This is a genomic window from Citrobacter sp. CK206 (assembly GCF_030333125.1).
GTDB lineage: Bacteria > Pseudomonadota > Gammaproteobacteria > Enterobacterales > Enterobacteriaceae > Citrobacter_B > Citrobacter_B koseri.
Window position 1 is genome coordinate 49,348 of the sequence record NZ_JAOWGM010000026.1, and the last position, 23,357, is coordinate 72,704.

Sequence of the window (23,357 nt, forward strand, 5' to 3'; positions counted from 1 at the left end):
CATTATTAAAAGCCCGGTTTCACTTCGCGCATATCCGGGAGTTTATGCGCAATCCCTTTGTGGCAGTCGATACAGGTTTGCCCCTCTTTCACTGCCTGGTCGTGCATTTTGGCGGCAACGCCTTTCTGAGCGGTGAGATCCATAAATTCGAAGTTGTGGCAGTTACGGCACTCCCGCGAATTGGTGTCTTTCATCCGTCGCCACTCGCTCTGCGCCATTGTCAGGCGGTGATCTTCAAACTTCTGCGGAGTATCGATAATGCCGAACACCTTCCCGTACAGCTCTTTACTGGCCTTGATCTTACGGATCATTTTCGGGCCCCACTCGTGCGGAACGTGACAGTCAGGACAGGTGGCGCGAACGCCGCTGCGGTTGTTGTAGTGCACGGTTTCCATGTATTCCTGATAGACGGTGTTGCGCATTTCGTGGCAGCTGATACAGAACTCTTCGGTGTTGGCCTTTTCCATCCCGGTGTTGAAACCGCCCCAGAAAATAATGCCGCCAACAAAACCGATTAACAGCAACGTGCCGATCGCCAGGCGGCTGGGGCGACGCCACCATTGCCAGACCCGCTTAATCACGCCAGGTTTACGGTTAGAATTTTCCATAGTGACCTCTTATTTCCCGTAACCTTTCGACGGGGTAAAGGTATTACCCACGATCGGCGCGGCATCCGCCTGCGGCACATGGCACTGCAAACAGAAGTAACGACGCGGCGCGACTTCGCCTAAAACTTTGCCGTCGCTGTCCATAAAGTGCGTTGGGCTAATACGCGGCGCGCCGGTCGTACGGTAGCTTTCCACACCATGACATTGCAGGCAGCGGTTGGTATTGGTCGTTACCTGATAACCTTCAACGCTATGCGGGATCATCGGCGGCTGATTAACATAGTTCAGCGGCATACGTTCCTGCTCTTTCGGCATGCGAATCGCCCCTTCCTGCGTCCCCGAAACTTCCGGCGACTGGCTCAGATCCACTCCGTTTGCTGCCCAAACCGCACCACTCACCGCCAGGGCAAGCAGGGCCGTCCATTGACACAGCGCTTTCTTCAGGTCATGGCTTTTCATGATTTCGCTCCCGAACTCCATCGTGTTGTTATTGTAAATACGTCCTCAGAACAGACATCCACGCAGCGACCGCACGTCATGCAATCGCGGCTGGTGACCTGCACCGGGCTTTGCTCATCCAGCACCGGCGCACGCAGGACGTGCGGTTCCGGGCAAACATGAAAACAATCCATACAGCGGTTACATTTCTCGCGATCTTTCGCCGCCACCGTTAGCGCGCCTTTACTTCCCAGCACGCCATACAACGCGCCCAAAGGGCAGATATGTCCGCACCAGCCGTGTTCAACGACCAGTAAATCAAATAAAAACAGAGCGATAATCAGCAGTGCGCCGCTACCGAATCCCATCACCAGGCTACGCCCCAGCAGGGAAACCGGGTTTATCCATTCCCACAGTAGCGTTCCGGTTAGCGCCGATCCCACCAGCACGACAACCAGAAGGACGTACCGTATATGACGCGGAATCGTTGCGGACTGATTCAGGTCAAACCTTCTGCGTAGCCAGTTCGCAAAATCGGTAATTGGGTTCAGCGGACAGACCCAACTGCAAAATAATCGCTTTCCTGCCAGGGCATACAGCACCGTAATAATGGCGGCGCCGGTCAGCGCAACGGCGGCAGGTAAATGCCCGCTGGCAAGGCTTTGCAACGTTATCAGCGGGTCGGTTAAAGGAATGGTATCCAGCAACAAGCTACTGCTGTAGTTACCGTGCAGAATCCAGACGCCCGCCCACGGGCCACTGAGAAACATTCCCAGCACCAGAAACTGACTTATCCGCCGCAAAACCAGCCAGCGATGGCTGCGCCACCAGCCTTTTTTCGCTCGCGCTTCGCGCCCGGCATCGCGTTTACGATTTGCCATCTTTCCCCTCCAGCCAGCCGAAGCGGTAGTGGTGCCCCAACTCTCCTTTCGCCAGCGACAGCGGCAACACTTTTATCGCCGGTTGTTCCAGCACACAGACTTTTTCGCATTTACCGCAGCCGGTGCAGGCGTCGCTGTGAACGGTGGGAAGAAAGCGCGCATGTTTGCCGGTACGCATATTGCGATCCAGCTCCAGCGTGATCGCCTCATCGATTTTTGGGCACTCGCGATAACAAACGTCGCAGCGCAGTCCCTGAAAGTTAAGGCAGTTCTCCTGGTCCAGCAGAACCGCCAGCCCCATGCGCGCATCGTCAATAGATTCGATCTCTCGATCCAACGCCCCGCTGGGGCAAACTTTGGCGCATGGAATGTCTTCACACATTTCGCAGGGAATATCGCGGGCGACAAAGTAAGGCGTACCGGCAGACAAACCCGAAGCCAGCGTCGCCAGCTTCAGGGTGTCATACGGACATGCCTGAACGCACTGCCCGCAGCGCACGCAGGCGCTGGCGAACGCGTCTTCACCCAATGCCCCCGGCGGGCGCAACCGCACGCCCGTTGCGCGAGCGGTTTGCTGCTGTAACCCCAGCGCTACGCCAACGGCAGCCAGCCCGCCTGCCGTGCGAACCATATCGCGCAAAAAGCGGCGGCGGCCATTTTGGGGTTTCGCTGACCGGGACATGGTGTGTTACACCTTCGCCAGTTTGACGGCGCACTTCTTGAAATCCGTCTCTTTAGAGAGCGGGTCCGTCGCATCCAGCGTCAGGTTGTTCACCAGCTGTGCGGCGTCGAAGAACGGCATGTACACCAGTCCCTGCGGCGGACGGTTACGCCCGCGCGTTTCAACAACCGAAATCACTTCCCCACGGCGGGAGATGACTTTGACCTTATCGCCACGGCGCAGGTCACGCGTTTTCGCGTCCAGCGGATGAATAAAGAGCACCGCTTCCGGGAAGGCGCGATGCAGCTCAGGCACGCGGCGCGTCATGCTGCCGGTGTGCCAGTGCTCCAGTACGCGACCGGTAGAGAGCCACAGGTCATACTCTTTATCCGGCGCTTCCGCGGCAGGTTCAAACGGCAGGGCGAAAATCACCGCTTTGCCGTCCGGCTTACCGTAAAACTTGTAGCCTTCTCCCGCTTTGACATACGGGTCATGGCCTTCGCTGTAACGCCACTGGGTCTCTTTACCATCAACCACCGGCCAGCGCAGACCGCGCGCTTTGTGATAATCATCGAACGGCGCGAGATCGTGGCCGTGTCCGCGACCAAACCAGGCGTACTCTTCAAACAGCCCTTTTTGCAGGTAGAAACCCAGCTCACGGGATTCATCGTTCAGCTGGTCTTCCGCCAGATCGGTCAGAGGGAATTTGCTGACCGCAGGCGTGGCAAACAGAACGTCGTAGAGGGTTTTGCCGCGCAGTTCTGGTTTTTGCGCCAGCAGATCTTCCGGCCAGACCTCTTCCGTTTTGAAACGACGAGCGAACTGCACCAGCTGCCACAGGTCTGATTTCGCTTCACCCGGCGCTTTAATTTGTTGACGCCAGAACTGGGTACGACGCTCAGCGTTACCGTAGGCCCCTTCTTTCTCCACCCACATCGCCGTTGGCAGAATCAGGTCAGCGGCCAGCGCGCTGACGGTCGGGTACGGATCGGAGACGATGACGAAGTTACGCGGATCGCGCCAGCCCGGCATACGCTCTTCATTGATGTTCGGCCCGGCCTGCATGTTGTTGTTGCACATCACCCAGTAGACGTTCAGCTTGCCGTCTTTCAGCGCACGATCCTGCGCTACGGCGTGCAGACCGATTTTCGCCGGGATGGTGCCCGTTGGGATCTGCCAGTGTTTTTCGCAGATATCACGGTGTTTTTCATTAGTGACCACCATGTCCGCAGGCAGGCGGTGGGAGAATGTCCCAACTTCACGCGCCGTACCACAGGCGGAAGGCTGACCGGTCAGGGAGAACGGACCACAGCCTGGCTGGGAGATCTTGCCGGTCAACAGGTGCAGGTTATACACCAGGTTGTTGGCCCATACGCCACGCGTATGCTGGTTAAAGCCCATCGTCCAGTAGGAGATCACTTTTTTCTTCGGATCGGCATACAGCTGCGCCAGCTGCTCCAGCTGATCTTTCGGCACGCCGGTCATTTCTGCGGTTTTCTCCAGCGTGTACTCCGCGACAAACGCTTTGTACTCGTCGAAGCTCATCGGCTCAGAGGCGTCAGAGCCCGGATTCTTCGCCGCTTTTTCCAGCGGATGCGTTGGACGCAGGCCATAACCGATGTCGGTCGTCCCTTTACGCAGGTTGACGTATTTGCTGAAGAAATCCTGATTTATCGCATTATTTTGAATGATGTAATTGGCGATATAGTTGAGGATCACCAGATCGCTTTGCGGCGTAAAGACAATGCCGTTATCCGCCAGCTCAAAGCTACGATGCTGGAAGGTTGAGAGAACCGCGACATTAACGTTCGGATCGGACAGGCGACGGTTGGTGATGCGCGACCACAGGATCGGGTGCATCTCCGCCATGTTAGAGCCCCATAGCACAAAGGCGTCGGCTTGTTCGATATCGTCGTAGCACCCCATCGGCTCATCCATACCAAAGGTACGCATGAAGCCCACCACCGCCGACGCCATGCAGTGGCGCGCGTTCGGGTCGATATTGTTGGAACGGAAACCGGCTTTGAACAGCTTCGCGGCGGCATAACCTTCCCAGACCGTCCACTGCCCGGAACCAAACATACCAATCGCTTCCGGCCCTTTTTCTTTCAGGGAGGCCTTAAATTTCTCTTCCATCACATCGAAGGCCTGATCCCAACTGATTGGGGTAAATTCACCTTCTTTGTTGTACTGGCCGTCTTTCATGCGCAGCATCGGCTGCGTTAAGCGGTCTTTGCCATACATGATCTTGGGCAGGAAATAGCCCTTAATGCAGTTAAGGCCACGGTTGACCGGCGCATCAGGATCGCCCTGACAGGCCACAATACGGCCCTGCTGAGTACCGACCAGCACGCCGCAACCCGTTCCGCAAAAACGGCACGGGGCTTTGTCCCATTTGATGGCTTCCTGCTGACCAACCACTGCGCGGGCGACGCCCGGCACGCTTAGCCCGGCAGCCGCCGCAGCGGCCGCAACGGCGTTAGCTTTCATAAAGCTACGACGACTGAGTTTCATGGTGTTTCCTCACCTTGCTCATCCTGCTGGTGATAAACCAGCGACACCGCCAGCACGCCCGCAACGTTGCGTACCGACTCAATTGTTTGCATCAGCGTTCCGCTGTGTTCTGCTTCCACCACCACGATCAACTGACCGCTGTCGACATCACTCAGCGCGACTTCACAGCCCGGAAACTGGTGCAATTGCGTGCTGATGTCGGTGATGTGCTGACTTTTGGCCTGGACGACCAGGCTACAGACCTGCCAGTTACTGTGCTGCATGGTTGTACTCCGCATTGATCGCTGATGTCGGGCAAATAGCGACACACGCCCCGCATCCGCTGCATGCCTGATTGTCGAGTTGCGGCTGATAAATGCCTGACAGCGTGGGGCGAAACGTTATCGCCAGTGGTTCGCAGCTATCCTGGCAGCGATGACACTCAACGGACTGATACGCCAGACAATTCTGCCCAATCGTAAAGTTCAGATCCCAGGCCCTGGTGTGGCGCGGAAGGAAGAGTGATTCAGGACAGGCTTGCGCGCAGGCATAACAAAAGCTGCATTCACCCTGCTTAAAATTAACGCCCGGATAGCCGCCCTGCCCCCGCTGTAAAATGTCGGTTTCACATGCCTGAATGCAGGCGTCACAACGGATGCAGTGCGTCAGGAAGTGTGATTCGTCCCCAGACCAGGGCGGACGGAGCCCGCTGTTGGCTTTGCGCCAACTGCCTGTCAGTATTCCTCGACGGGATAGATCAACCATGACATCGCCCTTCCATCACGACGCTCACACCGGAAGGTGAACGACTAAATAAACCGCACTACCACTAAGTCATTATTATGATCGGTAAGATATTTCAGGATGTGTTAGAGGTGCATACCCCGATTGGGGTAAATGCTGTCGCCGGATCAAAAGAGTGTGGGGTTAGCGTATCTGAATGTGCTTTTGTTCACATTTCAAAGGGTTATATCAATAAGTATATAACGAAAGGCTTAATTGGAGAATAATCCTATTTAACGCGTAATAAATGGAATATATCGCTATCAAACAAGTAAACATTCAATTAACCATCTTAAAATATAAGTAAATTTAGATTAATAGCCAATATGAATGTGTTAACCTGCCGGGAATCGTTCAGAAGACAGAAGAAAGGAAACGCTGTGAACTCGAAAATGAAGACAATTGTACCTGCCGTACTGTTAGCGGCTTTCGCCAGTACCTCCGCATGGGCGGCGACCAGCGATGCCAGTACGCAACCTCTGGAAAAAATCGCGCCGTATCCGAAAGCGGAAAAAGGGATGAAGCGCCAGGTTATCCAGCTTACTCCCCAGGAAGATGAGTCTACCCTGAAAGTGGAACTGCTGATCGGCCAGACGCTGGAAGTGGATTGCAACCATCACCGTCTTGGCGGCGAACTGGCGAGCAAAACGCTGGAAGGCTGGGGTTACGACTACTACGTTTTTGATAAAGTGACTTCCCCGGTTTCTACCATGATGGCCTGCCCGGATGGCAAGAAAGAGCAGAAGTTTGTGACGGCCTATCTGGGCGATGCCGGAATGGTGCGTTATAACAGCAAGCTGCCGATCGTGGTGTACACCCCGGCTAACGTGGAGGTGAAATACCGTATCTGGAAAGCGGAAGATAAAGTACAGGACGCAGTGACGCGTTAAAGAACGTTTTGCCGGATGGCGGCGTACCGCCTATCTGGCCTACATATTGCTCGTTGTAGGCCGGATAAGTGCAGCGCCATCCGGCATGCCGCAATACGTTTTTACAGCGCGATATCCGCGACAGCTTTATGCGCCGGCTGCGGTTGAACCTGCGGCTTAAGCTGCGGTTTTGGCGCTTCGTCCACCACCTGCGGCTTGTCATATTTCAGCCCCAGAACGTCGCTGGTGTATTGCAGCTCTTGTTCCGTGGCCTCAATATTGCCGTTCAGCTTAGTCCCGTAAGACGGAACAATCGTTTTCAGCTTCGCCTGCCATTCCGGGCTGGCCACTTTCTCTTTAAACACTTTTTCCATCAGATGCAGCATGATCGGCGCAGCAGTGGATGCCCCCGGAGACGCGCCCAGCAGCGCGGCAATCGTACCGTCTTTGTCGCTGACCACTTCAGTGCCCAGACGCAGTACGCCGCCCTTGTCTTCATCACGCTTGATGATCTGCACGCGCTGGCCCGCCTGCCACAAACGCCAGTCTTCTTTCTTCGCCTGCGGATAGTACTCTTTCAGCGCTTCAAAGCGTTCATCATCGCTCAGCATCACCTGGCTAATCAGGTATTTCACCAGATCGAAGTTATCCATCCCTACGTTAACCATCGGCATAAAGTTAGAGGTCGTGGTCGAACTCAGCAGATCCCACAGCGAACCGTTTTTCAGGAACTTCGTGGAGAACGTCGCGAACGGCCCAAACAGCACGACGCGTTTGCCATCCAGAATACGGGTATCGATGTGCGGTACGGACATCGGCGGCGCGCCGACCGACGCCTGGCCGTATACCTTCGCCAGGTGGTTGTTAACCACGTCCGGGTTCTCTGAAACCAGGAACTGGCCGCCAACCGGGAATCCCGCGTAATCTTTCGCTTCAGGAATGCCCGTCTCCTGCAACAGCTTCAGCGCCGCGCCGCCCGCGCCGATAAAGACAAATTTCGCCTTAATCGCATGTTCTGCTTCACCGTTTTTCAGATCGGCGACGGTCACAGTCCAGGAGTTATCCGCGTTACGTTTAAATCCACGGACTTCGGTATTCAGTTGCAGCGCAAAGTTCGGTTTTTTCTGCAACGATGCCACCAGCTGACGCGTGATTTCCCCGTAGTTCACGTCAGTACCGATTTCAGTGCGGGTCGCGGCAACCTTCTGTTTCGGGTCGCGACCTTCCATGACCAGCGGCGCCCACTCTTTAATTTGCGCATGATCTTCGGAGTAACGCATACCGCGGAACAGCGTGCTCTGCTGCAACGCGGTATAGCGGGCGCGCAGGAAATTGACGTTATCATCGCCCCAGACAAAGCTCATGTGCGGAACGGTATTGATAAACGAGTGTGGTTCGTGCAGAACGCCGCTCTGTACCTGATGCGCCCAGAACTGGCGGGAAACCTGGAAGGCTTCGTTAATGTCGACTGCCTTTTCGATGCTGACGGAACCGTCGGCTTTTTTCGGCGTGTAGTTCAGTTCCATCAGCGCGGAGTGGCCTGTTCCGGCGTTGTTCCAGCCGTTAGAACTCTCCTGTGCAACCCCATCCAGTCGCTCAACCATGGTCATTGACCACTCCGGTTCCAGCTCCTGCAAATAGGTTCCCAACGTGGCGCTCATGATGCCGCCGCCAATCAACAGTACATCCGTTTCCTGCTCTTCAGTCGCTTTCGCTTTTGCCGCCATCGAGACAGCATTCAGCCCCACAGCCATGGTGAAGAGCATGGCAGTCACTTTTTTCATAATGTTAATGCCTTACTTTTAGTATCGTTTTTTTTGCTTTTTGCAGGTGAAAATCGAGCGGCATCAACGTTAACACTTCAGGTAAAAGATTTAAATATTGTTTATAAATTATATTAAGATTTTAAAAACGTTAGCAATACGTTGAATATTTATAAGGTTATTGACAATTAACGGGACAACAGCATTCCCGCATCGCTCATCGCCATGCTTTTGCTGCTACGGATGATCAGGCGTAATCAGGCGGTTAAAGCAGAAATACCGTCGCCAGCCCCAGAAAAATAAAGAAACCGCCGGTATCGGTAATGGCGGTAATCATCACGCTTGAGCCGACCGCCGGGTCACGCCCGAGCGTTACCATCGTCATCGGGATGATCACGCCCATCAGCGCCGCCACCAGTAAATTCAGCACCATCGCCAGCGTCATAACGCCGCCAAGGGCGATATCGTCGTAGAGCCACCAGGTCACGCCGCCCATGATGCCGCCCCAGACAAGGCCGTTGACCAGCGCCACGCCCATTTCACGCAAAATGAGAAAGGTCAGGTTGCCGGGCTGAATATTTTGCAGCGCCAGCGCGCGAACAATCATAGTAATGGTTTGATTCCCGGTATTGCCGCCAATCCCGGCGACAATCGGCATGAGAGAAGCCAGCGCCACCAGTTGCGAGATCGTGTGTTCAAAGCCGTCGATCACCCGGGAGGCGATAAACGCCGTGCACAGGTTTATCGCCAGCCATGCCCAACGGGTTTTTACCGCTTTGGCGACGGGCGCAAAGACATCTTCTTCGGCGCTCAGGCCCCCCATGCGACGCAGATCGGTGTCGGTTTCTTCGTAGACCACATCAACGATCTCATCGATGGTCAGGCGTCCCATCAGTTTGCCGGAAGGATCGATCACGGCGGCGCTAACCAGGTTGTCACGTTCAAAGGTGCGCGCCGCATTCTCAGAGATATCTTCCGGGGCAAAGGTCAGCGGATCATCATCCATCACGTCGCTGACTTTACGCTGCGCGTCACTGAGCAGAATACGCGTCAGAGACAGCTCGCCGACCAGTATTTTATTCCGGTTCGTTACAAAGAGTTTGTCGGTGTTTTCCGGCATTTTTCCCAGACGGCGTAAATAGCGCTGCACCACCTCCAGCGTCACGTCCGGGCGCACGGTGATGACCTCGAACTCCATGATCGCCCCGACGCGATTCTTCTCGTAGTGCATAACCTGACGGACGCGGGCGCGCTCCTCCGGCGGCAGCGTCGCCAGCAGTCGCCCGGTGAGGTTACGCGGCAGGTGCTGAACGAGATAAATCTGTTCGTCAATGTCGAGATATTGCAGCGCGTCCAACAGCGCGCGGTCGGTCATTTCATCAATCAGGTCATCCCAGACGTTTTCGGACGCTTCCAGCAGCACTTTGCCGCGTTTTTCATTCTCGACCAGCCGCCATAAGGCATGACGTTCTTCGGAAGGCAGCGCTTCAAGGGTATCCGCCAGGTCCGGCGGCGGCAGGTGAGCCACCAGCGCCCCTACCTCAGCAATATCGTCGGCCAGCGTACCGACATCATATTGCTCAGCCAAGGTGAGCTTGCCAGACAGGGCGGAAATAATCGCTTTATCGGTGGTGAGCAGCCAGATAAGACGCGCACGCTCTTCATCGCGCAGTCTGGCGCTGTTTTTGGTCATTGCGGACATTAATCATAAATCCATGAAATGAGATGCCATTAAGCATGGCGTGAGGTTATATAAATAACAATAAACGGCGCCGCGAATGGACAAAAAATCAGCATCATGCAGGGAATGGCAGGCCCGATAAGCGTCGCGCCATCGGGCAACCAGGCCGGATGCGGCTACGCCTTATCCGGCCTACAGGATCAGGCGGTACGCGCAACCGCATCGCGGGAGGCAGCGTCGCGTTCATCGCCGACCAGCTCACTCAACTGCCCGTTACGCATCTCCAGCAGGCGATCGGCGTGAATAAAGTAATGATCGTCATGACTGATCGCAAAGATGGTTTTGCCCATCTCCTGCATCAGCGGCAGCAGCACCTGATAAAATTCACGGCGGAAATGCGGGTCCTGATCGGCGGCCCATTCATCCAGCAGAATGATGTCACGCTCCTCCGCCAGCGCCAGCAGCAACGCCACGCGCTTTTTCTGCCCTTTCGACAGCTTCAGGTTCAGAATCCGGCCATCGCGCAGCTCCAGCTTGTGCGCCATTTTCAGTTGCTCAAGCCACTTTTCCACCAGTTCCGCTTTGGCCGGTTTGCCTTCCGGCCCCAGCAGTTGATCAAACAGCCAGACATCGGTAAACACAGCGGAAAAGAGTTTCCGGTAGTCCTCAGGACGCTCTGCGGAAAGCGTTTTGCCATCCAGTAAAATTTCGCCTGACTGAGGCTGGTACAGCCCCGTCAGCAGCATCGCCAGCGTCGATTTCCCGCTGCCATTGCCGCCAATCAGAAACAGCAGTTCCCCGCGCTGGATGGTCAGGTTGATCGGCCCTACTGAAAACGCATTATCCTGATAATGGAAAACGACATTGCGTAACTCCAGCGTTTTCCAGTCAGGAAAGGCGTCAGGACGAGGAAATTCCGCTTTAAACGGCGCCAGTGAAAATTTATTCAGCTTGTTGAAAGCCACCTGCGCGGTGAGCAGCGTCGGCAACGCGCCAACCGCAGAGAGCAGCGGCGTGCGCAGGAACAGCAGCGTCAGCGAATAGGTCGCCGCCACGTTGGTATCCGCCCAGCCCAGGCTGTTCGCCATCCAGAACACCAGACCAATCGCGCCCAGCATCATAATGTTTGACCAGTTAACGGCGCTCAGGTGGAACGTATCGGCGCGAATAATATGGTGGCGATACTCTTTCGCATCCGGGATATACGAATGGTTAAAGATATGTTCCGCGCGCTCACGATTCAGGGTCAGCTCTTTGCGCCCTTCCAGCACCGTCTGAAAATCCTGATACAGCTTATCTTCCGTTTCGCGCAGCGTCGCCATGTGCTTATACACGCGCGCCACCAGCACAAACCCGCCCCAGATGGTGATTGCCATCCAGATTGCCGTCACCAGCAGCATTTTGGTGGATAACATCGCCAGATACGCGGCGGAACCCACCGTCAGGATGATCCCCTGAACCAGCTCCGGCAGGCGCACGAACGCGATCGTGATATTGCGGATATCACTGGTTAACCCTGCCAGCAGCGAGGCGCTGCCCAGTTGTTCGATGCGCTCAACCTGCGTGTCCAGAATACGTTTGATAAATTCGCTGCGCAGGCGATAGACAAAATGGTGCCCTAACGCGGTTAAGGCCAGTTGGGAGCCCAGCGTCACCGCCATCAGTAAAAGCAGCAGCGCGAGAAATTCCGGCAGCACCATCAGCGTGGTATCTACCGTTTCGATGAGGCGCTGATTGATAAAGGCAATCAGACCAATCCCCAGCGCAGCGCTGGCGAGGCTGAGCGCCATCACGCTGATAAATGGCCAGCGATACTGCCGCCAGACAAGAAGAAGTAGTTCCATTCATACAACCCGGGCAAGGAATAACAGCCCGCAGTTTAAACATCTCAACGCCGACAGCAATAATAATTCTTATTTTTATTCTTTTTTACCCGCCTGGCGAAACGTCAGGTTGTAACGACAGTCCGCCGTCAGCGGATGAAAGCCCGCTTTAAGCGGTTGTATGCTGTGGTAAAACAGCCGCGATTCACCGCCCCAGACCACCACATCGCCGTGCTCCAGCAAAAGGCGTTTTAACGGATCGTTACGACGCAGGCCGCCAAACTGAAAAATGGCCGGAAGGCCCAAAGAAACCGACACAATCGGCGCGCGCAGATCCGGTTCGTCTTTATCCTGATGCAACGACAACTTTGAGCCGGGCGCATAGCGATTGATAAGACAGGCATCCGGCTGAAAATCAGCATAGCCCGCCGCGATCGCCGCGCGATGGCACAGGCTGGTAAAGACCTCAGGCAGCGGCTGCCAACGCCGCCCGGTTAACGGATCGACGGGAGAATAGAGATATCCGTGTTGATCCGTCGTCCAGCCGAGCTGACCGCAATTTGTCATCGCCACCGACATGGTATAGCCGCCGGGCGTCACCATCTGGCGAAATGGCGACTGCGCGGCGACCGCCGCGATGGCCTCAATCAGCGATGGCGCCTCGCGAAAGGCGAAACGGCGCAAGATAACCGCGCCGGACGCCAGCGGCTCTTGCCAGGGTTCAGCATCCGCAAATAAGTCCAGCATCATTTATCCTCATGTCGCGCCTCTCGTTGCAGAAGCTGCGCCTTGCGCGCCACGCCCCAACGATAACCCGATAGCGCGCCGTCGCCGCGCACCACTCGATGGCACGGGATCACAATCGCCAGTTTATTTGCCCCGCAGGCGCTGGCAACGGCACGAACCGCCTTCGGCTTGCCGATTGCGCTGGCGATCTGCTGATAGCTGACGGTTTCCCCACAGGGAATCGCGCGCAGCGCCTGCCAGACCTGCTGCTGGAACGCGGTGCCCTGAATATCTAACGGCAGTGACAGCGGTATATCGCGTGCATTAATACTGGCAATAACCTGGCGCACGCGCTGCTGGAAAGGGCGATCAGCGGGTTCATCCTGCGCGGCGGGAAACAGTTCATGCAGGCTGGCGATAAGCCAGGCATCATCATCGCCCAGCAAAATCGCGCAGATTCCCCGCTCGCTCTCCGCAACCAGGCAGCGTCCCAGCGCACAATCCGCGAGGGCATAGCGAACGGGGAGATTATCGCCGCCCTTACGAAACTGCTTCGCCGTCATGCCGAGCGTCTCATCCGCTTTGCGATAGTAACTGCCGCTGTCGGGAAAACCGGCGTTCAGGATCGCCTGCGTTACCGTCTCTCCTTTCGCCAGCGCATCGCGCAGACGGCGGGCGCGCCAGGATTGCTGCCAGGCTTTTGGCGTCATTCCCGTCGTGGCTTTGAACAACCGGTGCAGATGAAATGGGCTCATTGCCACCTGCTGCGCCAGGGCGTCCAGTGTGATGGGGGCATCCTGTTCCAGTAAACGACAGGCGTGCGTGATTTTATCCAGCTGATGCTGTCGGGCGTTGTCTTTGTCTGGCTGGCAGCGTTTGCAGGGGCGGAATCCTGCGGCCAGCGCCTGCTCCGCACTGGCAAAGAAACGAACGTTTTGCCGCAACGCGTGTTTTGCCCGACAGGACGGTCGGCAAAAGATGCCGGTGGTCTGTACCGCAAAAACAAACTGACCATCGGCGTCAGGATCGCGATCCAGCACCGATTGCCAGCGGGCATCGTCATTTATGCGTGAGAGATTTTTCATCATGGACTCCTTCATTAAGCATAGTGCTTAGTCTCAGTGTGTCCGTAAGTCAGCGCACGAAAACCCGAAATCTTGCTTTTTAATTTTTATCACTCACGAGGAAGCTTTTGAACTGCGGCGACATCCAGGTTTTAAACCCCTCGCCCTCTTTCATGATCATGTACACCGCCAGCCCTTCCCGGCGCACCACCTCTTTGGCCTTTTCCGTGCCGAGCACCATCAACCCGGTATCCCAGCCGTCCGCTTCCAGCGCCGTCGGGGCGATAACCGTCACGGAGACCAGATTGTGTTCTATGGGACGCCCGGTCTGCGGATCAATGACGTGAGACAGGCGCTTCCCGTCCAGTTCGTAATAGTTACGGTAGCTGCCGGAGGTGCTGATGCCATGCCCGTTAATATCGACAATTGCCTGCACCGCGTTTTCTTGATCGGTCGGTTTTTGGATCGCCACACGCCAGGGTTGCCCCTGCGCACTCATGCCGCGACTGTTCAGGGCGCCGCCGACGGAGACCAGATAGCGGGCAATGCCTTCCTGTTCCATCAAGCGCGCCAGATGATCGGCCGCATACCCTTCCCCCACGGTTGAGAGATCGACGAACAGATCCGGCAGATCTTTTTGCAGATATTGCTGTCGCGCCTGATTGATGACCCGCAGATGTTGCAGCCCGGTCTTTGCTTTTGCGCTGTCAATCTGCGGCTGTGTGGGAACATGTAGCGGCTGTTGCTCCGGGCCGAACCCCCACAGATTCACCAGCGGCCCCACGGTAATATCCATCGCGCCATCGGTTTTCGCGCCAATGCGCAGCGCCGAGGTAATGATATCGGCCATTGCTTCGCTAACTGGCCAGGGAGAAAGACTTTGCGAATGGTTGAAGCGCATCAGCGCCGAGTCATTTTTGTACGTGGACAACAGCTGATCGTCGGCATCAAGCTGCGTCTGAATTCTGTTACGTAATTCCTCAGCACGGCTGGCGTCCACATCCACCACGCTGACCCGCCAGAAGGTGCCCATCGTTTTCCCTTCCAGTACGGTTGCAGCAGGTGACGCTGTATCAGCCGGTTTTGGGGCATCATCGCACCCCACAAAAAAGATCGTCGTGGCCAGCAGCGCTGCCCGACAAAAGGTCATTTCCATACGTGATTATCCTCATGCGAACGCGCGCAAGAGTACACCAAAAATCGCTATTTGTACGCCGTAAAAAACGCATTAAAAAAGGGCCCGCAGGCCCTTTAGTTGACATTGTCCGCAATCAGAACTGGTAAACCAGGCCCAGAGCAACGATGTCGTCAGTGCTGATACCCGCATTACGGGTAAAGGTGTTGTCATCCAGCAGGTTGATTTTGTAATCAACGTAGGTAGACATGTTTTTGTTGAAGTAGTAGGTCGCGCCAACATCAACGTATTTCAGGATATCCTGATCGCCGTAGTTGGTGGTGCCGTTGGAGATATCCTTACCTTTAGATTGCAGGTAAGCCACGGACGGACGCAGACCGAAGTCGAACTGGTACTGTGCAACCACTTCGAAGTTTTGCGCTTTATCAGCGAAGCCATAAGAGTCGCTACGGCTGTTCTGGGAAGAACCAAAGCGGGTTGCGTTGTAAGTCTGAGAGTACTGCGCTGCCAGGTAAACGTTGTTAGCGTCGTATTTCAGACCACCGGTATAAACGGTCGCACGATCGCCGCTGCCGTATACGCCAGCCGAATTCTGGTCAGCAGTACGTTTGGAAGAGGTGATTGCACCACCAACGCTGAAGCCTTCGCCGATATCATAGGTCAGAGATCCGCCGAAGCCGTCGCCGTTCTGTTTCAGCAGGCTACGACCATCCGCAACGTCGTTTTCACCGCTGGCGCTGCCGTTTTTACCCTGATACTGCAACGCAAAATTCAGACCTTCAACCAGACCGAAGAAGTCAGTATTACGGTAGGTTGCCAGGCCGTTAGCACGCTGCTGCATGAAGTTATCCGCGCCGTAGGTGTCGCCGCCGAATTCCGGCAGAACGTCGGTCCAGGCCGTTACATCGTAGATTACGCCGTAGTTACGACCGTAGTCGAAGGAACCTGCATCGCCAAATTTCACACCAGCAAACGCCACACGGGTCCAGGAGTTGTTAGTGGTTTCAGCGTCGTTACCCTGAATCTGATATTCCCACTGACCGTAGCCGGTGATCTGATCGTTAACCTGGGTTTCGCCTTTGAAGCCGAGACGCATATAGGTCTGATCGCCGTCGTTGCCATCGTCATCAGAGAAATAGTGCAGACCGTCGACTTTACCGAACAGGTCCAATTTGTTGCCGTCTTTGTTATAAACTTCAGCCGCATTTGCTGCGCCTGCTACCAGCAGAGCCGGTACCAGGAGGGACAGTACTTTAACTTTCATGTTATTAACCCTCTGTTATATGCCTTTATTTGCTTTTTTATTGCCACTGCATACTGATTAACCCTCTTAACCAGTCGGCAATTTCATTCTCCGCAAAAATGCAGAATAATCCAACACGGATATGATACTAAAATCTTTAAAATGTTTCATTTATCGCCATAGGTGTTTCAAATTATTAATGGCATGGAACTTTTTTAAAAGCAAAAAATGGGGCAAATAAGCACGAATCATCAAAACATATTTATTTTTCATTATAATTCAATGCATTATATTCATGAAAATCATAGCACTGAATGATAAAACAAAATCTTCACTCGCAACTAAAATAGTCAGCGCTATCATCATTAACTTTATTTATTACCGTCATTCATTTCTGAATGTCTGTTTACCCCTATTTCAACCGGATGCCTCGCATTCGGTTTTTTTTTACCCTTCTTTACACAACTTTTATCTTCTTGTGCTACCGAATTTAAATAATCACAACGGTTTACTACCCCCATCGTGATAATCACCAGTCATGCCAACAAATAATTTCTTGTTATTTAGTGCTAAATTTTATTTCATTGTGTTTATATTTATACATCTGCGCCAACGCTGTACACGTTTTGCTTAGGGAAACGCCTTCGCGGCGCGGGAGGAAAAATGCAGCGTGTCTGATGAGCGAGAGTATGGAAATTCACACAGTACCCTTTATACTGCCCTTTCCTCTTTAGAGTTGTTTTAACAGGTCATAAACACGAATGAGTCAGTCTGATACAACGGTTTCTACCCGATTCTCCCTTCTGCCGGGAAGCATTACCCGTTTCTTCTTATTACTGATCATTGTGTTACTTGTAACGATGGGCGTGATGGTGCAAAGCGCGGTCAACGCCTGGCTGAAAGACAAGAGCTATCAGATTGTCGATATCACCCATGCTATTCATAAGCGCGTAGACACCTGGCGCTACGTGACCTGGCAAATCTATGACAACATTGCCGCAACGGCTAGCCCATCCACGAGCGAGGGCTTGCAGGAAACGCGTCTGAAACAAGACGTCTACTACCTTGAAAAACCGCGCCGTAAGACCGAAGCGCTTATTTTTGGCTCGCATGACAGCTCAACGCTGGAAATGACCCAGCGGATTTCCACCTATCTTGATACGCTGTGGGGCGCGGAGAACGTGCCCTGGTCGATGTATTATCTGAACGGGCAGGACAACAGCCTGATTCTCATCTCCACCCTGCCGCTCAAGGATCTCTCCTCCGGCTTTAAAGAGTCTGCGATTGGCAATATTGTCGATTCCCGTCGGGCGGAGATGCTGCAACAGGCGAATGCGCTGGATGAACGCGAAAGCTTCTCTTCGTTACGTCGTCTGGCGTGGCAAAACGGCCATTACTTTACGCTGCGCACCACTTTTAATCAGCCGGGGCATCTGGCAACGGTTGTGGCGTTCGATTTGCCGATCAACGACCTGATCCCGCCGGGAATGCCGCTGGACAGCTTCCGCCTGGAACCCGACTCCTCAACCACGACGGTACGTAATACGGAGAAAGAGTCTCCAGACAGCGTCAGCATCAGCTTCAACAGCGCCAAAATTGAGATTTCTTCCGCGCTGAACTCAACCGATATGCGGCTGGTCTGGCAGGTTCCTTTCGGCACGCTATTGCTTGATACGCTGCAAAATATCCTGCTGCCGTTACTGTTGAATATCGGCCTGCTTGCGCTGGCGCTGTTTGGCTACACCACCTTCCGCCACCAGCCTGGCCGTTCAACGGAAGTGGCGACAAGCAATACCGCAAATAATGAACTGCGTATTCTGCGCGCGATTAATGAAGAGATCGTCTCCCTGCTGCCGCTGGGGCTGCTGGTGCATGACCAGGAGGCCAATCGCACCGTCATCAGCAATAAAATCGCCGACCATTTGCTGCCGCATTTAAATCTGCAAAACATCACCAGCATGGCGGAGCAGCATCAGGGCATCATTCAGGCGACGATCAATAACGAGCTGTATGAAATTCGCCTGTTCCGCAGCCAGGTCGCCCCTCGCACGCAGATCTTTATTATTCGCGATCAGGACCGGGAAGTGCTGGTGAACAAGAAGCTCAGGCAGGCGCAGCGTCTGTATGAGAAAAACCAGCAGGGCCGCGCCGCGTTTATGCAAAATATTGGCAATGCCCTGAAAGAACCCGTGCGGATACTGGCGATCAACGCCGCTGCCGCAGACACGCCGGAAAGCCAGAAGCTGGCGAACCAGGCGGATGTTCTGGTGCGTATGATAGATGAAATTCAGCTGGCGAATATTCTGGAGAATGATACCTGGAAAAGTGAGCCGACGCTGTTCTCCATTCAGGATCTGATTGACGAAGTGGTGCCGGACGTTCTGCCTGCGATTAAGCGCAAGGGTCTGCAACTGCTGATCAAAAACCACCTTAGCGCCAACGATGAACGCCGTGGCGACCGTGACGCCCTGCGCCGCATTCTGCTGTTGCTGATCCAGTACGCGGTCACAACCACGCAGATTGGGAAAATCACGCTGGAAGTCGATCAGGATGAGTCGGCTGAAGAACGCCTGACCTTCCGCATTCTGGATACTGGCGAAGGCGTGACGCTCAATGAGATCGACAATCTCCATTTCCCGTATATCAATGAAACGCAAAGCGACCGCTACGGGAAAGCGAATCCGTTAACCTTCTGGTTGTGCGATCAGCTGGCGCGTAAGCTCGGCGGGCATCTGAATATTAAAGCACGCGATGCGCTGGGGACGCGCTATACCGTACATGTTAAAATGACCCCGCATGACCAACATGTAAATGATGAAGAGCGCTTGCTGGATGACGTTTGCGTAATGGTTGACGTCACCTCTAATGACGTGCGCAATATTGTGTTGCGTCAACTGGAAAACTGGGGAGCCACCTGCATCACGCCGGATGATCGGCAAATAAGTCAAGAATATGATCTCTTTTTAACTGATAATCCGTCTAATCTTACTGCCTCCGGCTTGCTTTTAAGCGATGATGAGTCAGGCGTGCGGAAAATGGGTCCTGGCCAACTGCGCGTCAACTTTAATATGAGCAACGCTATGCAGGAAGCTGTACTACAACTGATAGAAGAGCAACTGGCGCAGGAAGAGATTCCAGAGTCGCCCCTCGGCGGAGATGAAAACGCCGAACTTCATGCCAGCGGTTATTACGCGCTCTTTGTAGACACAGTACCGGATGATGTTAAGAGGTTGTATACTGAGGCAGCGACCAGTGACTTCGCTGCGCTGGCGCAGACAGCCCACCGCCTGAAAGGCGTGTTTGCTATGCTTAATCTGGTACCCGGCAAGCAGTTATGTGAAACGCTGGAACATCTTATTCGTGAGAAAGATGCTCCAGGTATAGAAAAATACATCAGCGACATTGACAGCTACGTCAAGAGCTTGCTGTAGCAAGGTAGCCCAATACATGAACAATATGAACGTAATTATTGCCGATGACCATCCGATTGTACTGTTCGGTATTCGCAAATCACTTGAACAAATCGAGTGGGTGAATGTTGTCGGCGAGTTTGAAGATTCCACAGCACTGATCAACAACCTGCCTAAATTAGATGCGCATGTGTTGATTACCGACCTCTCCATGCCGGGAGATAAATACGGTGACGGGATTACCCTCATCAAATACATTAAACGTCATTTCCCGAGCCTGTCGATCATCGTTCTGACGATGAACAACAACCCGGCAATTCTGAGCGCGGTGCTGGATCTCGACATTGAGGGGATTGTGCTGAAACAAGGCGCGCCGACTGACTTGCCTAAAGCGCTGGCCGCGCTGCAAAAGGGCAAGAAGTTTACCCCGGAAAGCGTCTCCCGCCTGCTGGAGAAAATCAGCGCGGGCGGTTATGGCGACAAACGTCTGTCCCCGAAAGAGAGTGAAGTCCTGCGTCTGTTCGCAGAAGGTTTCCTGGTGACGGAAATCGCCAAGAAACTGAACCGCAGCATTAAGACCATCAGTAGCCAGAAAAAATCGGCGATGATGAAGCTGGGCGTCGAAAACGATATCGCGCTGCTGAATTACCTCTCTTCCGTCACGCTGAGCCCGGCGGACAAAGACTGATCAAACGTCAGGTGCCTGATGGCGTTGCGCTTATCAGGCCGACGTTGATGACCGCAGTAGGCCGGAGAAGGCGAAACCGCCATCCGGCCTTTTTTATGCCCGCGTCTTTCTCACCCGCTCCGCATACACCGCCAGCGTCTGCTTAAGCACATCTAACGTCACCGGCTTGGACAGGCAGCTATCCATACCGGACTCCAGACAACGCTGTTTCTCTTCCGCCAGCGCGTTAGCCGTGACGCCGACCACCGGCAGCGTCAACCCTAGCTGGCGAATGCGCTGCGTCAGGCGGTAGCCGTCCATATTCGGCATGTTGACGTCGCTCAGCACGATATCAATATGGTTTTTACTCAGCACGTTCAACGCATCGACGCCGTCATTCGCGGTCTTGCATTGATACCCCAGCGATCCCAACTGATCGGCCAGCAAACGACGGTTGATCGGATGATCGTCCACCACGAGGATCATCATGTCGTCATTCGTCGCGTCGGTTTTATCCAGCGCAGGCAGTGCCGTTGCAAGCGCGTCGTTATCAAGCTCAATACTGTAAATCCGCGCCAGCAGCGCAGGCAATTCATGCGGCGACGCCACGCTGTGTACCCACTCGCCCGGCGCTCTTTCCTGCGGAATACCAATATGGCGGCGACTGAAAACAACCGCCGCACGCCCCTGCCATGCCAGCTCCAGCACATCGTCCGTAATCAGAATATCTTCCGGCGCCGGTTTTTGCCCTTCGTAACGAAGCACATCGACACCGCTTCGCGCCAGGCTGGACTCAATAAAATGACACAGCGACGCGTTGCGTACCGCCAGCCAGCAACGCGTTTGAGCCAGCCCTTCGACGCCTTTTTTCTGCGGGTACTGCGCGCCATAAAGTGGAATGCGTAACGTAAACTGGCTGCCCATCCCGGGCTCTGAATCGACGGAGATATCCCCATCCATCATGCTGATCAGTTTTTCACAAATCGCCAGCCCCAGGCCGGTTCCCTGGAAATTACGCTGCACGCCGGTTCCCACCTGGAAGAAAGGATCGAACAAACGCACAACCTCTTTCGCCGGAATCCCCACGCCGGTATCGCGTACCTGAATACTGAGATAATCGCCATCACACTGCACATGCAGCACAATACAACCGGTATCGGTAAATTTGATGGCGTTACTCAGCAGGTTAGAAATCACCTGTTGCAGACGCATCGGGTCGCCGTTCAGCGCAACCGGTACATCCGGTTCAATAAAGCAGTACAGGCCAAGCTGTTTTCTCACCACCAGCGGTAAATAGTTGGCCGTAATATGGTTCATCACCTCACGCGGCGAGAACTCACGCGGTTCAATCTTCAACTGCTCGGATTCGATTTTTGAGAAGTCGAGAATATCGCTGATGATTTTCAGCAGCAGGCTGGAGGAGTTGTTCATCGCCGTAACCAGCCTGTCGACCCCCTTCGGCAGCGCTTTGGTTTGCAGCAGATCGAGGTTACCGATAATCCCGTACAGCGGCGTGCGCAGCTCGTGGCTCACGGTCGCGAGGAACATTGATTTGGACTGGCTCGCCTGCTCCGCCGCCTGCGCCATCTCCTGCAACGACTCTTCCATTTTGACGCGCGCGCTCACATCCACCAGCACGCAAATCGCCACGTTTTCATTACGATAGCGCGAATGGACAAAGCTGATTTGCAGATTGGTATTGTTGCTGGTCAACACATCGACGAAGTTAACCTGCTGACCACAGATAATTTGCGTCAGCCTTTGCCGGTCCTCATGGGTGAGCATATTGAGGTAGGTATGCGCCAGTTCATTACTGAGAATATTGACCCCGTCAATGGTGCGCAGGATGCAGATCCCCACCGGCGCGGAAGCGACGATTTTCCGGTTAAACTGCTCATGCTCTTCCAGCCGCTGAGCATCGCTTTCCGCCGGAATAAAGATACGCCGTTCATACATGCGCGCCAGCGTGAACAAGGCGGCGCCCACCAGCACATTCAGCAGAATGGCATTCAGAATCAGCATTCGAATATGCTCCAGCACCAGGTCGACCGGTACGGAGTAGACAATGCTGAGCGACGATGGCGGCAGACTTTTCTTCAGAACCAGCTCACGGAACCCTGGCGTGTAGCCAAACCAGGAGCGCTCCTGCATCCAGCGGGGTTCCGGCCTGATGTTGCTTTCCGGCCCGGTCAGCGAAATCAGCGGATGACCATTTTCATCGAGGATCGTCACCCCCATAGGCAAACTTCCCGGCGTGAAAAAGTTCTCCATCCGAATGGACTGCTCGACGCCCAGCAGCGCCTGCAAGCGGTTGGCCAGATAAACCGGCGTCAGGGCATAAAAATAGCCGATGCCGGGGCGCGGCCCCTGGCTAATCCAGAAAAGGTTATTCCCGCTCTCTTCCTGCGGGGCATTGCGGTACTTAACAATGCGCTCATGCAGCGTTTTCAGCGCATTATCACGTTCGACCGGCATATCGCGCAGGCCGAAATTCGCCATACAGAGATTGTCGCTGCCAATCAGGAAAACACGATTCAGATCGTAGGCCGCAGAAAAATTGTCGCGCCAGTAGCGCATAAACCAGGCCAGCGACTCCAGCGACCCGCGCCAGGCATTCCCCATCGCCGCACAGTCGGAGTCGGCAAACAGCGGCTCAAAATTGGGCACCACGGTTTTATCGTCGCGCGCCCGGCTGGACATCACGCCGTTTTCCGCCGTTAAGCGATTCTCGGCAATGTATTTAAGTTCTTTCATTACGTCAGACGTGCGCTGAATATAGCGCTGCGCCTGGTCGGAACTGAGATTGAATTCCTGACGGATTTCAGACTCTCTCTGATGCAGCGCATTGACGATGTAAAACACCGAAGCAAAAGCGATCAGCAGCCAGATCAGTAACGCCAACGCTCTGAACAGGTAGCGCGAAACTTTCAGGGTTGTACGAAAGGAAGCAAGGTATTTCAAAGGGGCGAAGCTCCGCCTCAGGCGATAAATAGAGTGTGGTTAAGGTAGCGGTAAATGCCCGGCGTCGCAATGCCCTCTCTTTGCGGGAATATGATATACCGCTGAGAAACCTGCGCCTCAACCCCCGATAATTGGCGTTTGCCTGATAAAG

The 23,357-nt window shown here is 54.4% G+C and carries 19 protein-coding genes; 4 read left to right on the forward strand and 15 right to left on the reverse strand.

Going from position 1 to position 23,357, the window contains the following annotated elements; genetic code table 11:
* Window positions 1–5: 5 nt before the first annotated feature.
* The 7 genes from napC to napF are packed head-to-tail and all read right to left on the reverse strand — an operon-like array spanning window position 6 to window position 5,846.
* Window positions 6–608, reverse strand: a complete 603-nt coding sequence (gene napC / locus OGX81_RS10420) for a cytochrome c-type protein NapC (protein WP_012131552.1) — start codon at window positions 606–608, stop codon at window positions 6–8.
* A gap of 9 nt (window positions 609–617) precedes the next feature.
* Entirely contained in the window at window positions 618–1,067 is a 450-nt protein-coding gene (gene napB / locus OGX81_RS10425) for a nitrate reductase cytochrome c-type subunit (RefSeq protein WP_047462429.1), read from the reverse strand.
* Window positions 1,064–1,927, reverse strand: a complete 864-nt coding sequence (napH, locus tag OGX81_RS10430; protein ID WP_047462425.1) for a quinol dehydrogenase ferredoxin subunit NapH — start codon at window positions 1,925–1,927, stop codon at window positions 1,064–1,066. Before napH ends, napB begins: the two co-directional genes overlap by 4 nt.
* Window positions 1,914–2,609 (reverse strand): ferredoxin-type protein NapG, encoded by a 696-nt coding sequence (gene napG / locus OGX81_RS10435; protein WP_058667724.1) that lies wholly within the window; start codon window positions 2,607–2,609, stop codon window positions 1,914–1,916. Before napG ends, napH begins: the two co-directional genes overlap by 14 nt.
* A 6-nt stretch (window positions 2,610–2,615) precedes the next feature.
* Window positions 2,616–5,102, reverse strand: coding sequence for a nitrate reductase catalytic subunit NapA (gene napA, locus OGX81_RS10440; RefSeq protein WP_012131548.1), 2,487 nt, complete (start codon window positions 5,100–5,102; stop codon window positions 2,616–2,618).
* Complete coding sequence (gene napD, locus OGX81_RS10445) at window positions 5,099–5,365, reverse strand: chaperone NapD (RefSeq protein WP_012131547.1); 267 nt, start codon at window positions 5,363–5,365, stop codon at window positions 5,099–5,101. Before napD ends, napA begins: the two co-directional genes overlap by 4 nt.
* Window positions 5,352–5,846 carry a ferredoxin-type protein NapF gene (gene napF / locus OGX81_RS10450; RefSeq protein WP_024130164.1) on the reverse strand — a complete coding sequence of 165 codons (495 nt, stop codon included), beginning with the start codon at window positions 5,844–5,846 and terminating at the stop codon, window positions 5,352–5,354. The genes napD and napF overlap by 14 nt, the downstream gene beginning before the upstream one ends.
* A gap of 77 nt (window positions 5,847–5,923) precedes the next feature.
* Between napF and yojO the strand changes: the two genes are divergently transcribed.
* Both yojO and eco read left to right on the forward strand, forming a co-directional pair.
* A complete protein-coding gene (gene yojO, locus OGX81_RS22115) occupies window positions 5,924–6,091 on the forward strand; it encodes a protein YojO (RefSeq protein WP_487490358.1) in 168 nt (55 codons plus the stop codon).
* A 165-nt stretch (window positions 6,092–6,256) separates the two neighbouring features.
* Window positions 6,257–6,754, forward strand: coding sequence for a serine protease inhibitor ecotin (eco, locus tag OGX81_RS10455; RefSeq protein ID WP_047463974.1), 498 nt, complete (start codon window positions 6,257–6,259; stop codon window positions 6,752–6,754).
* 101 nt (window positions 6,755–6,855) lie between these two features.
* Here eco and mqo read toward each other — a convergent pair whose 3' ends face one another.
* The 7 genes from mqo to OGX81_RS10490 form a co-directional block, all read right to left on the reverse strand.
* A complete protein-coding gene (gene mqo, locus OGX81_RS10460; protein ID WP_012131544.1) occupies window positions 6,856–8,517 on the reverse strand; it encodes a malate dehydrogenase (quinone) in 1,662 nt (553 codons plus the stop codon).
* A 244-nt stretch (window positions 8,518–8,761) separates the two neighbouring features.
* Entirely contained in the window at window positions 8,762–10,198 is a 1,437-nt protein-coding gene (gene mgtE, locus OGX81_RS10465) for a magnesium transporter (protein WP_104868426.1), read from the reverse strand.
* A 179-nt stretch (window positions 10,199–10,377) separates the two neighbouring features.
* Complete coding sequence (locus tag OGX81_RS10470; protein ID WP_104868425.1) at window positions 10,378–12,021, reverse strand: multidrug ABC transporter permease/ATP-binding protein; 1,644 nt, start codon at window positions 12,019–12,021, stop codon at window positions 10,378–10,380.
* 75 nt (window positions 12,022–12,096) lie between these two features.
* Window positions 12,097–12,747, reverse strand: coding sequence for a DNA oxidative demethylase AlkB (gene alkB / locus OGX81_RS10475; RefSeq protein ID WP_104868424.1), 651 nt, complete (start codon window positions 12,745–12,747; stop codon window positions 12,097–12,099).
* Window positions 12,747–13,811: a bifunctional DNA-binding transcriptional regulator/O6-methylguanine-DNA methyltransferase Ada gene (ada, locus tag OGX81_RS10480; protein WP_104868423.1), complete on the reverse strand. Its 1,065-nt coding sequence runs from the start codon at window positions 13,809–13,811 to the stop codon at window positions 12,747–12,749. The genes alkB and ada overlap by 1 nt, the downstream gene beginning before the upstream one ends.
* A 79-nt stretch (window positions 13,812–13,890) precedes the next feature.
* A complete protein-coding gene (gene apbE / locus OGX81_RS10485) occupies window positions 13,891–14,946 on the reverse strand; it encodes an FAD:protein FMN transferase ApbE (protein WP_104868422.1) in 1,056 nt (351 codons plus the stop codon).
* A 115-nt stretch (window positions 14,947–15,061) separates the two neighbouring features.
* Window positions 15,062–16,189: a porin OmpC gene (locus tag OGX81_RS10490; RefSeq protein ID WP_012131537.1), complete on the reverse strand. Its 1,128-nt coding sequence runs from the start codon at window positions 16,187–16,189 to the stop codon at window positions 15,062–15,064.
* 740 nt (window positions 16,190–16,929) lie between these two features.
* Here OGX81_RS10490 and rcsD point away from each other — a divergent pair.
* Both rcsD and rcsB read left to right on the forward strand, forming a co-directional pair.
* Window positions 16,930–19,599 (forward strand): phosphotransferase RcsD, encoded by a 2,670-nt coding sequence (gene rcsD / locus OGX81_RS10495; RefSeq protein WP_071260253.1) that lies wholly within the window; start codon window positions 16,930–16,932, stop codon window positions 19,597–19,599.
* Between the two features lie 16 nt (window positions 19,600–19,615).
* Window positions 19,616–20,266, forward strand: coding sequence for a response regulator transcription factor RcsB (rcsB, locus tag OGX81_RS10500; RefSeq protein ID WP_001061917.1), 651 nt, complete (start codon window positions 19,616–19,618; stop codon window positions 20,264–20,266).
* A 93-nt stretch (window positions 20,267–20,359) separates the two neighbouring features.
* On the opposite strand, the gene rcsC is transcribed toward rcsB, so the two are convergent.
* Window positions 20,360–23,206, reverse strand: a complete 2,847-nt coding sequence (rcsC, locus tag OGX81_RS10505) for a two-component system sensor histidine kinase RcsC (RefSeq protein WP_104868421.1) — start codon at window positions 23,204–23,206, stop codon at window positions 20,360–20,362.
* Window positions 23,207–23,357 lie beyond the last annotated feature (151 nt).

Bases quoted from the DNA above. Each gene is read 5' to 3' on its own strand.
- napC (WP_012131552.1), bottom strand. From the start codon at position 608: ATGGAAAATTCTAACCGTAAACCTGGCGTGATTAAGCGGGTCTGGCAA.
- napB (WP_047462429.1), bottom strand. From the start codon at position 1,067: ATGAAAAGCCATGACCTGAAGAAAGCGCTGTGTCAATGGACGGCCCTG.
- napH (WP_047462425.1), bottom strand. From the start codon at position 1,927: ATGGCAAATCGTAAACGCGATGCCGGGCGCGAAGCGCGAGCGAAAAAA.
- napG (WP_058667724.1), bottom strand. From the start codon at position 2,609: ATGTCCCGGTCAGCGAAACCCCAAAATGGCCGCCGCCGCTTTTTGCGC.
- napA (WP_012131548.1), bottom strand. From the start codon at position 5,102: ATGAAACTCAGTCGTCGTAGCTTTATGAAAGCTAACGCCGTTGCGGCC.
- napD (WP_012131547.1), bottom strand. From the start codon at position 5,365: ATGCAGCACAGTAACTGGCAGGTCTGTAGCCTGGTCGTCCAGGCCAAA.
- napF (WP_024130164.1), bottom strand. From the start codon at position 5,846: ATGGTTGATCTATCCCGTCGAGGAATACTGACAGGCAGTTGGCGCAAA.
- yojO (WP_487490358.1), top strand. From the start codon at position 5,924: ATGATCGGTAAGATATTTCAGGATGTGTTAGAGGTGCATACCCCGATT.
- eco (WP_047463974.1), top strand. From the start codon at position 6,257: ATGAAGACAATTGTACCTGCCGTACTGTTAGCGGCTTTCGCCAGTACC.
- mqo (WP_012131544.1), bottom strand. From the start codon at position 8,517: ATGAAAAAAGTGACTGCCATGCTCTTCACCATGGCTGTGGGGCTGAAT.
- mgtE (WP_104868426.1), bottom strand. From the start codon at position 10,198: ATGTCCGCAATGACCAAAAACAGCGCCAGACTGCGCGATGAAGAGCGT.
- OGX81_RS10470 (WP_104868425.1), bottom strand. From the start codon at position 12,021: ATGGAACTACTTCTTCTTGTCTGGCGGCAGTATCGCTGGCCATTTATC.
- alkB (WP_104868424.1), bottom strand. From the start codon at position 12,747: ATGCTGGACTTATTTGCGGATGCTGAACCCTGGCAAGAGCCGCTGGCG.
- ada (WP_104868423.1), bottom strand. From the start codon at position 13,811: ATGAAAAATCTCTCACGCATAAATGACGATGCCCGCTGGCAATCGGTG.
- apbE (WP_104868422.1), bottom strand. From the start codon at position 14,946: ATGGAAATGACCTTTTGTCGGGCAGCGCTGCTGGCCACGACGATCTTT.
- OGX81_RS10490 (WP_012131537.1), bottom strand. From the start codon at position 16,189: ATGAAAGTTAAAGTACTGTCCCTCCTGGTACCGGCTCTGCTGGTAGCA.
- rcsD (WP_071260253.1), top strand. From the start codon at position 16,930: ATGAGTCAGTCTGATACAACGGTTTCTACCCGATTCTCCCTTCTGCCG.
- rcsB (WP_001061917.1), top strand. From the start codon at position 19,616: ATGAACAATATGAACGTAATTATTGCCGATGACCATCCGATTGTACTG.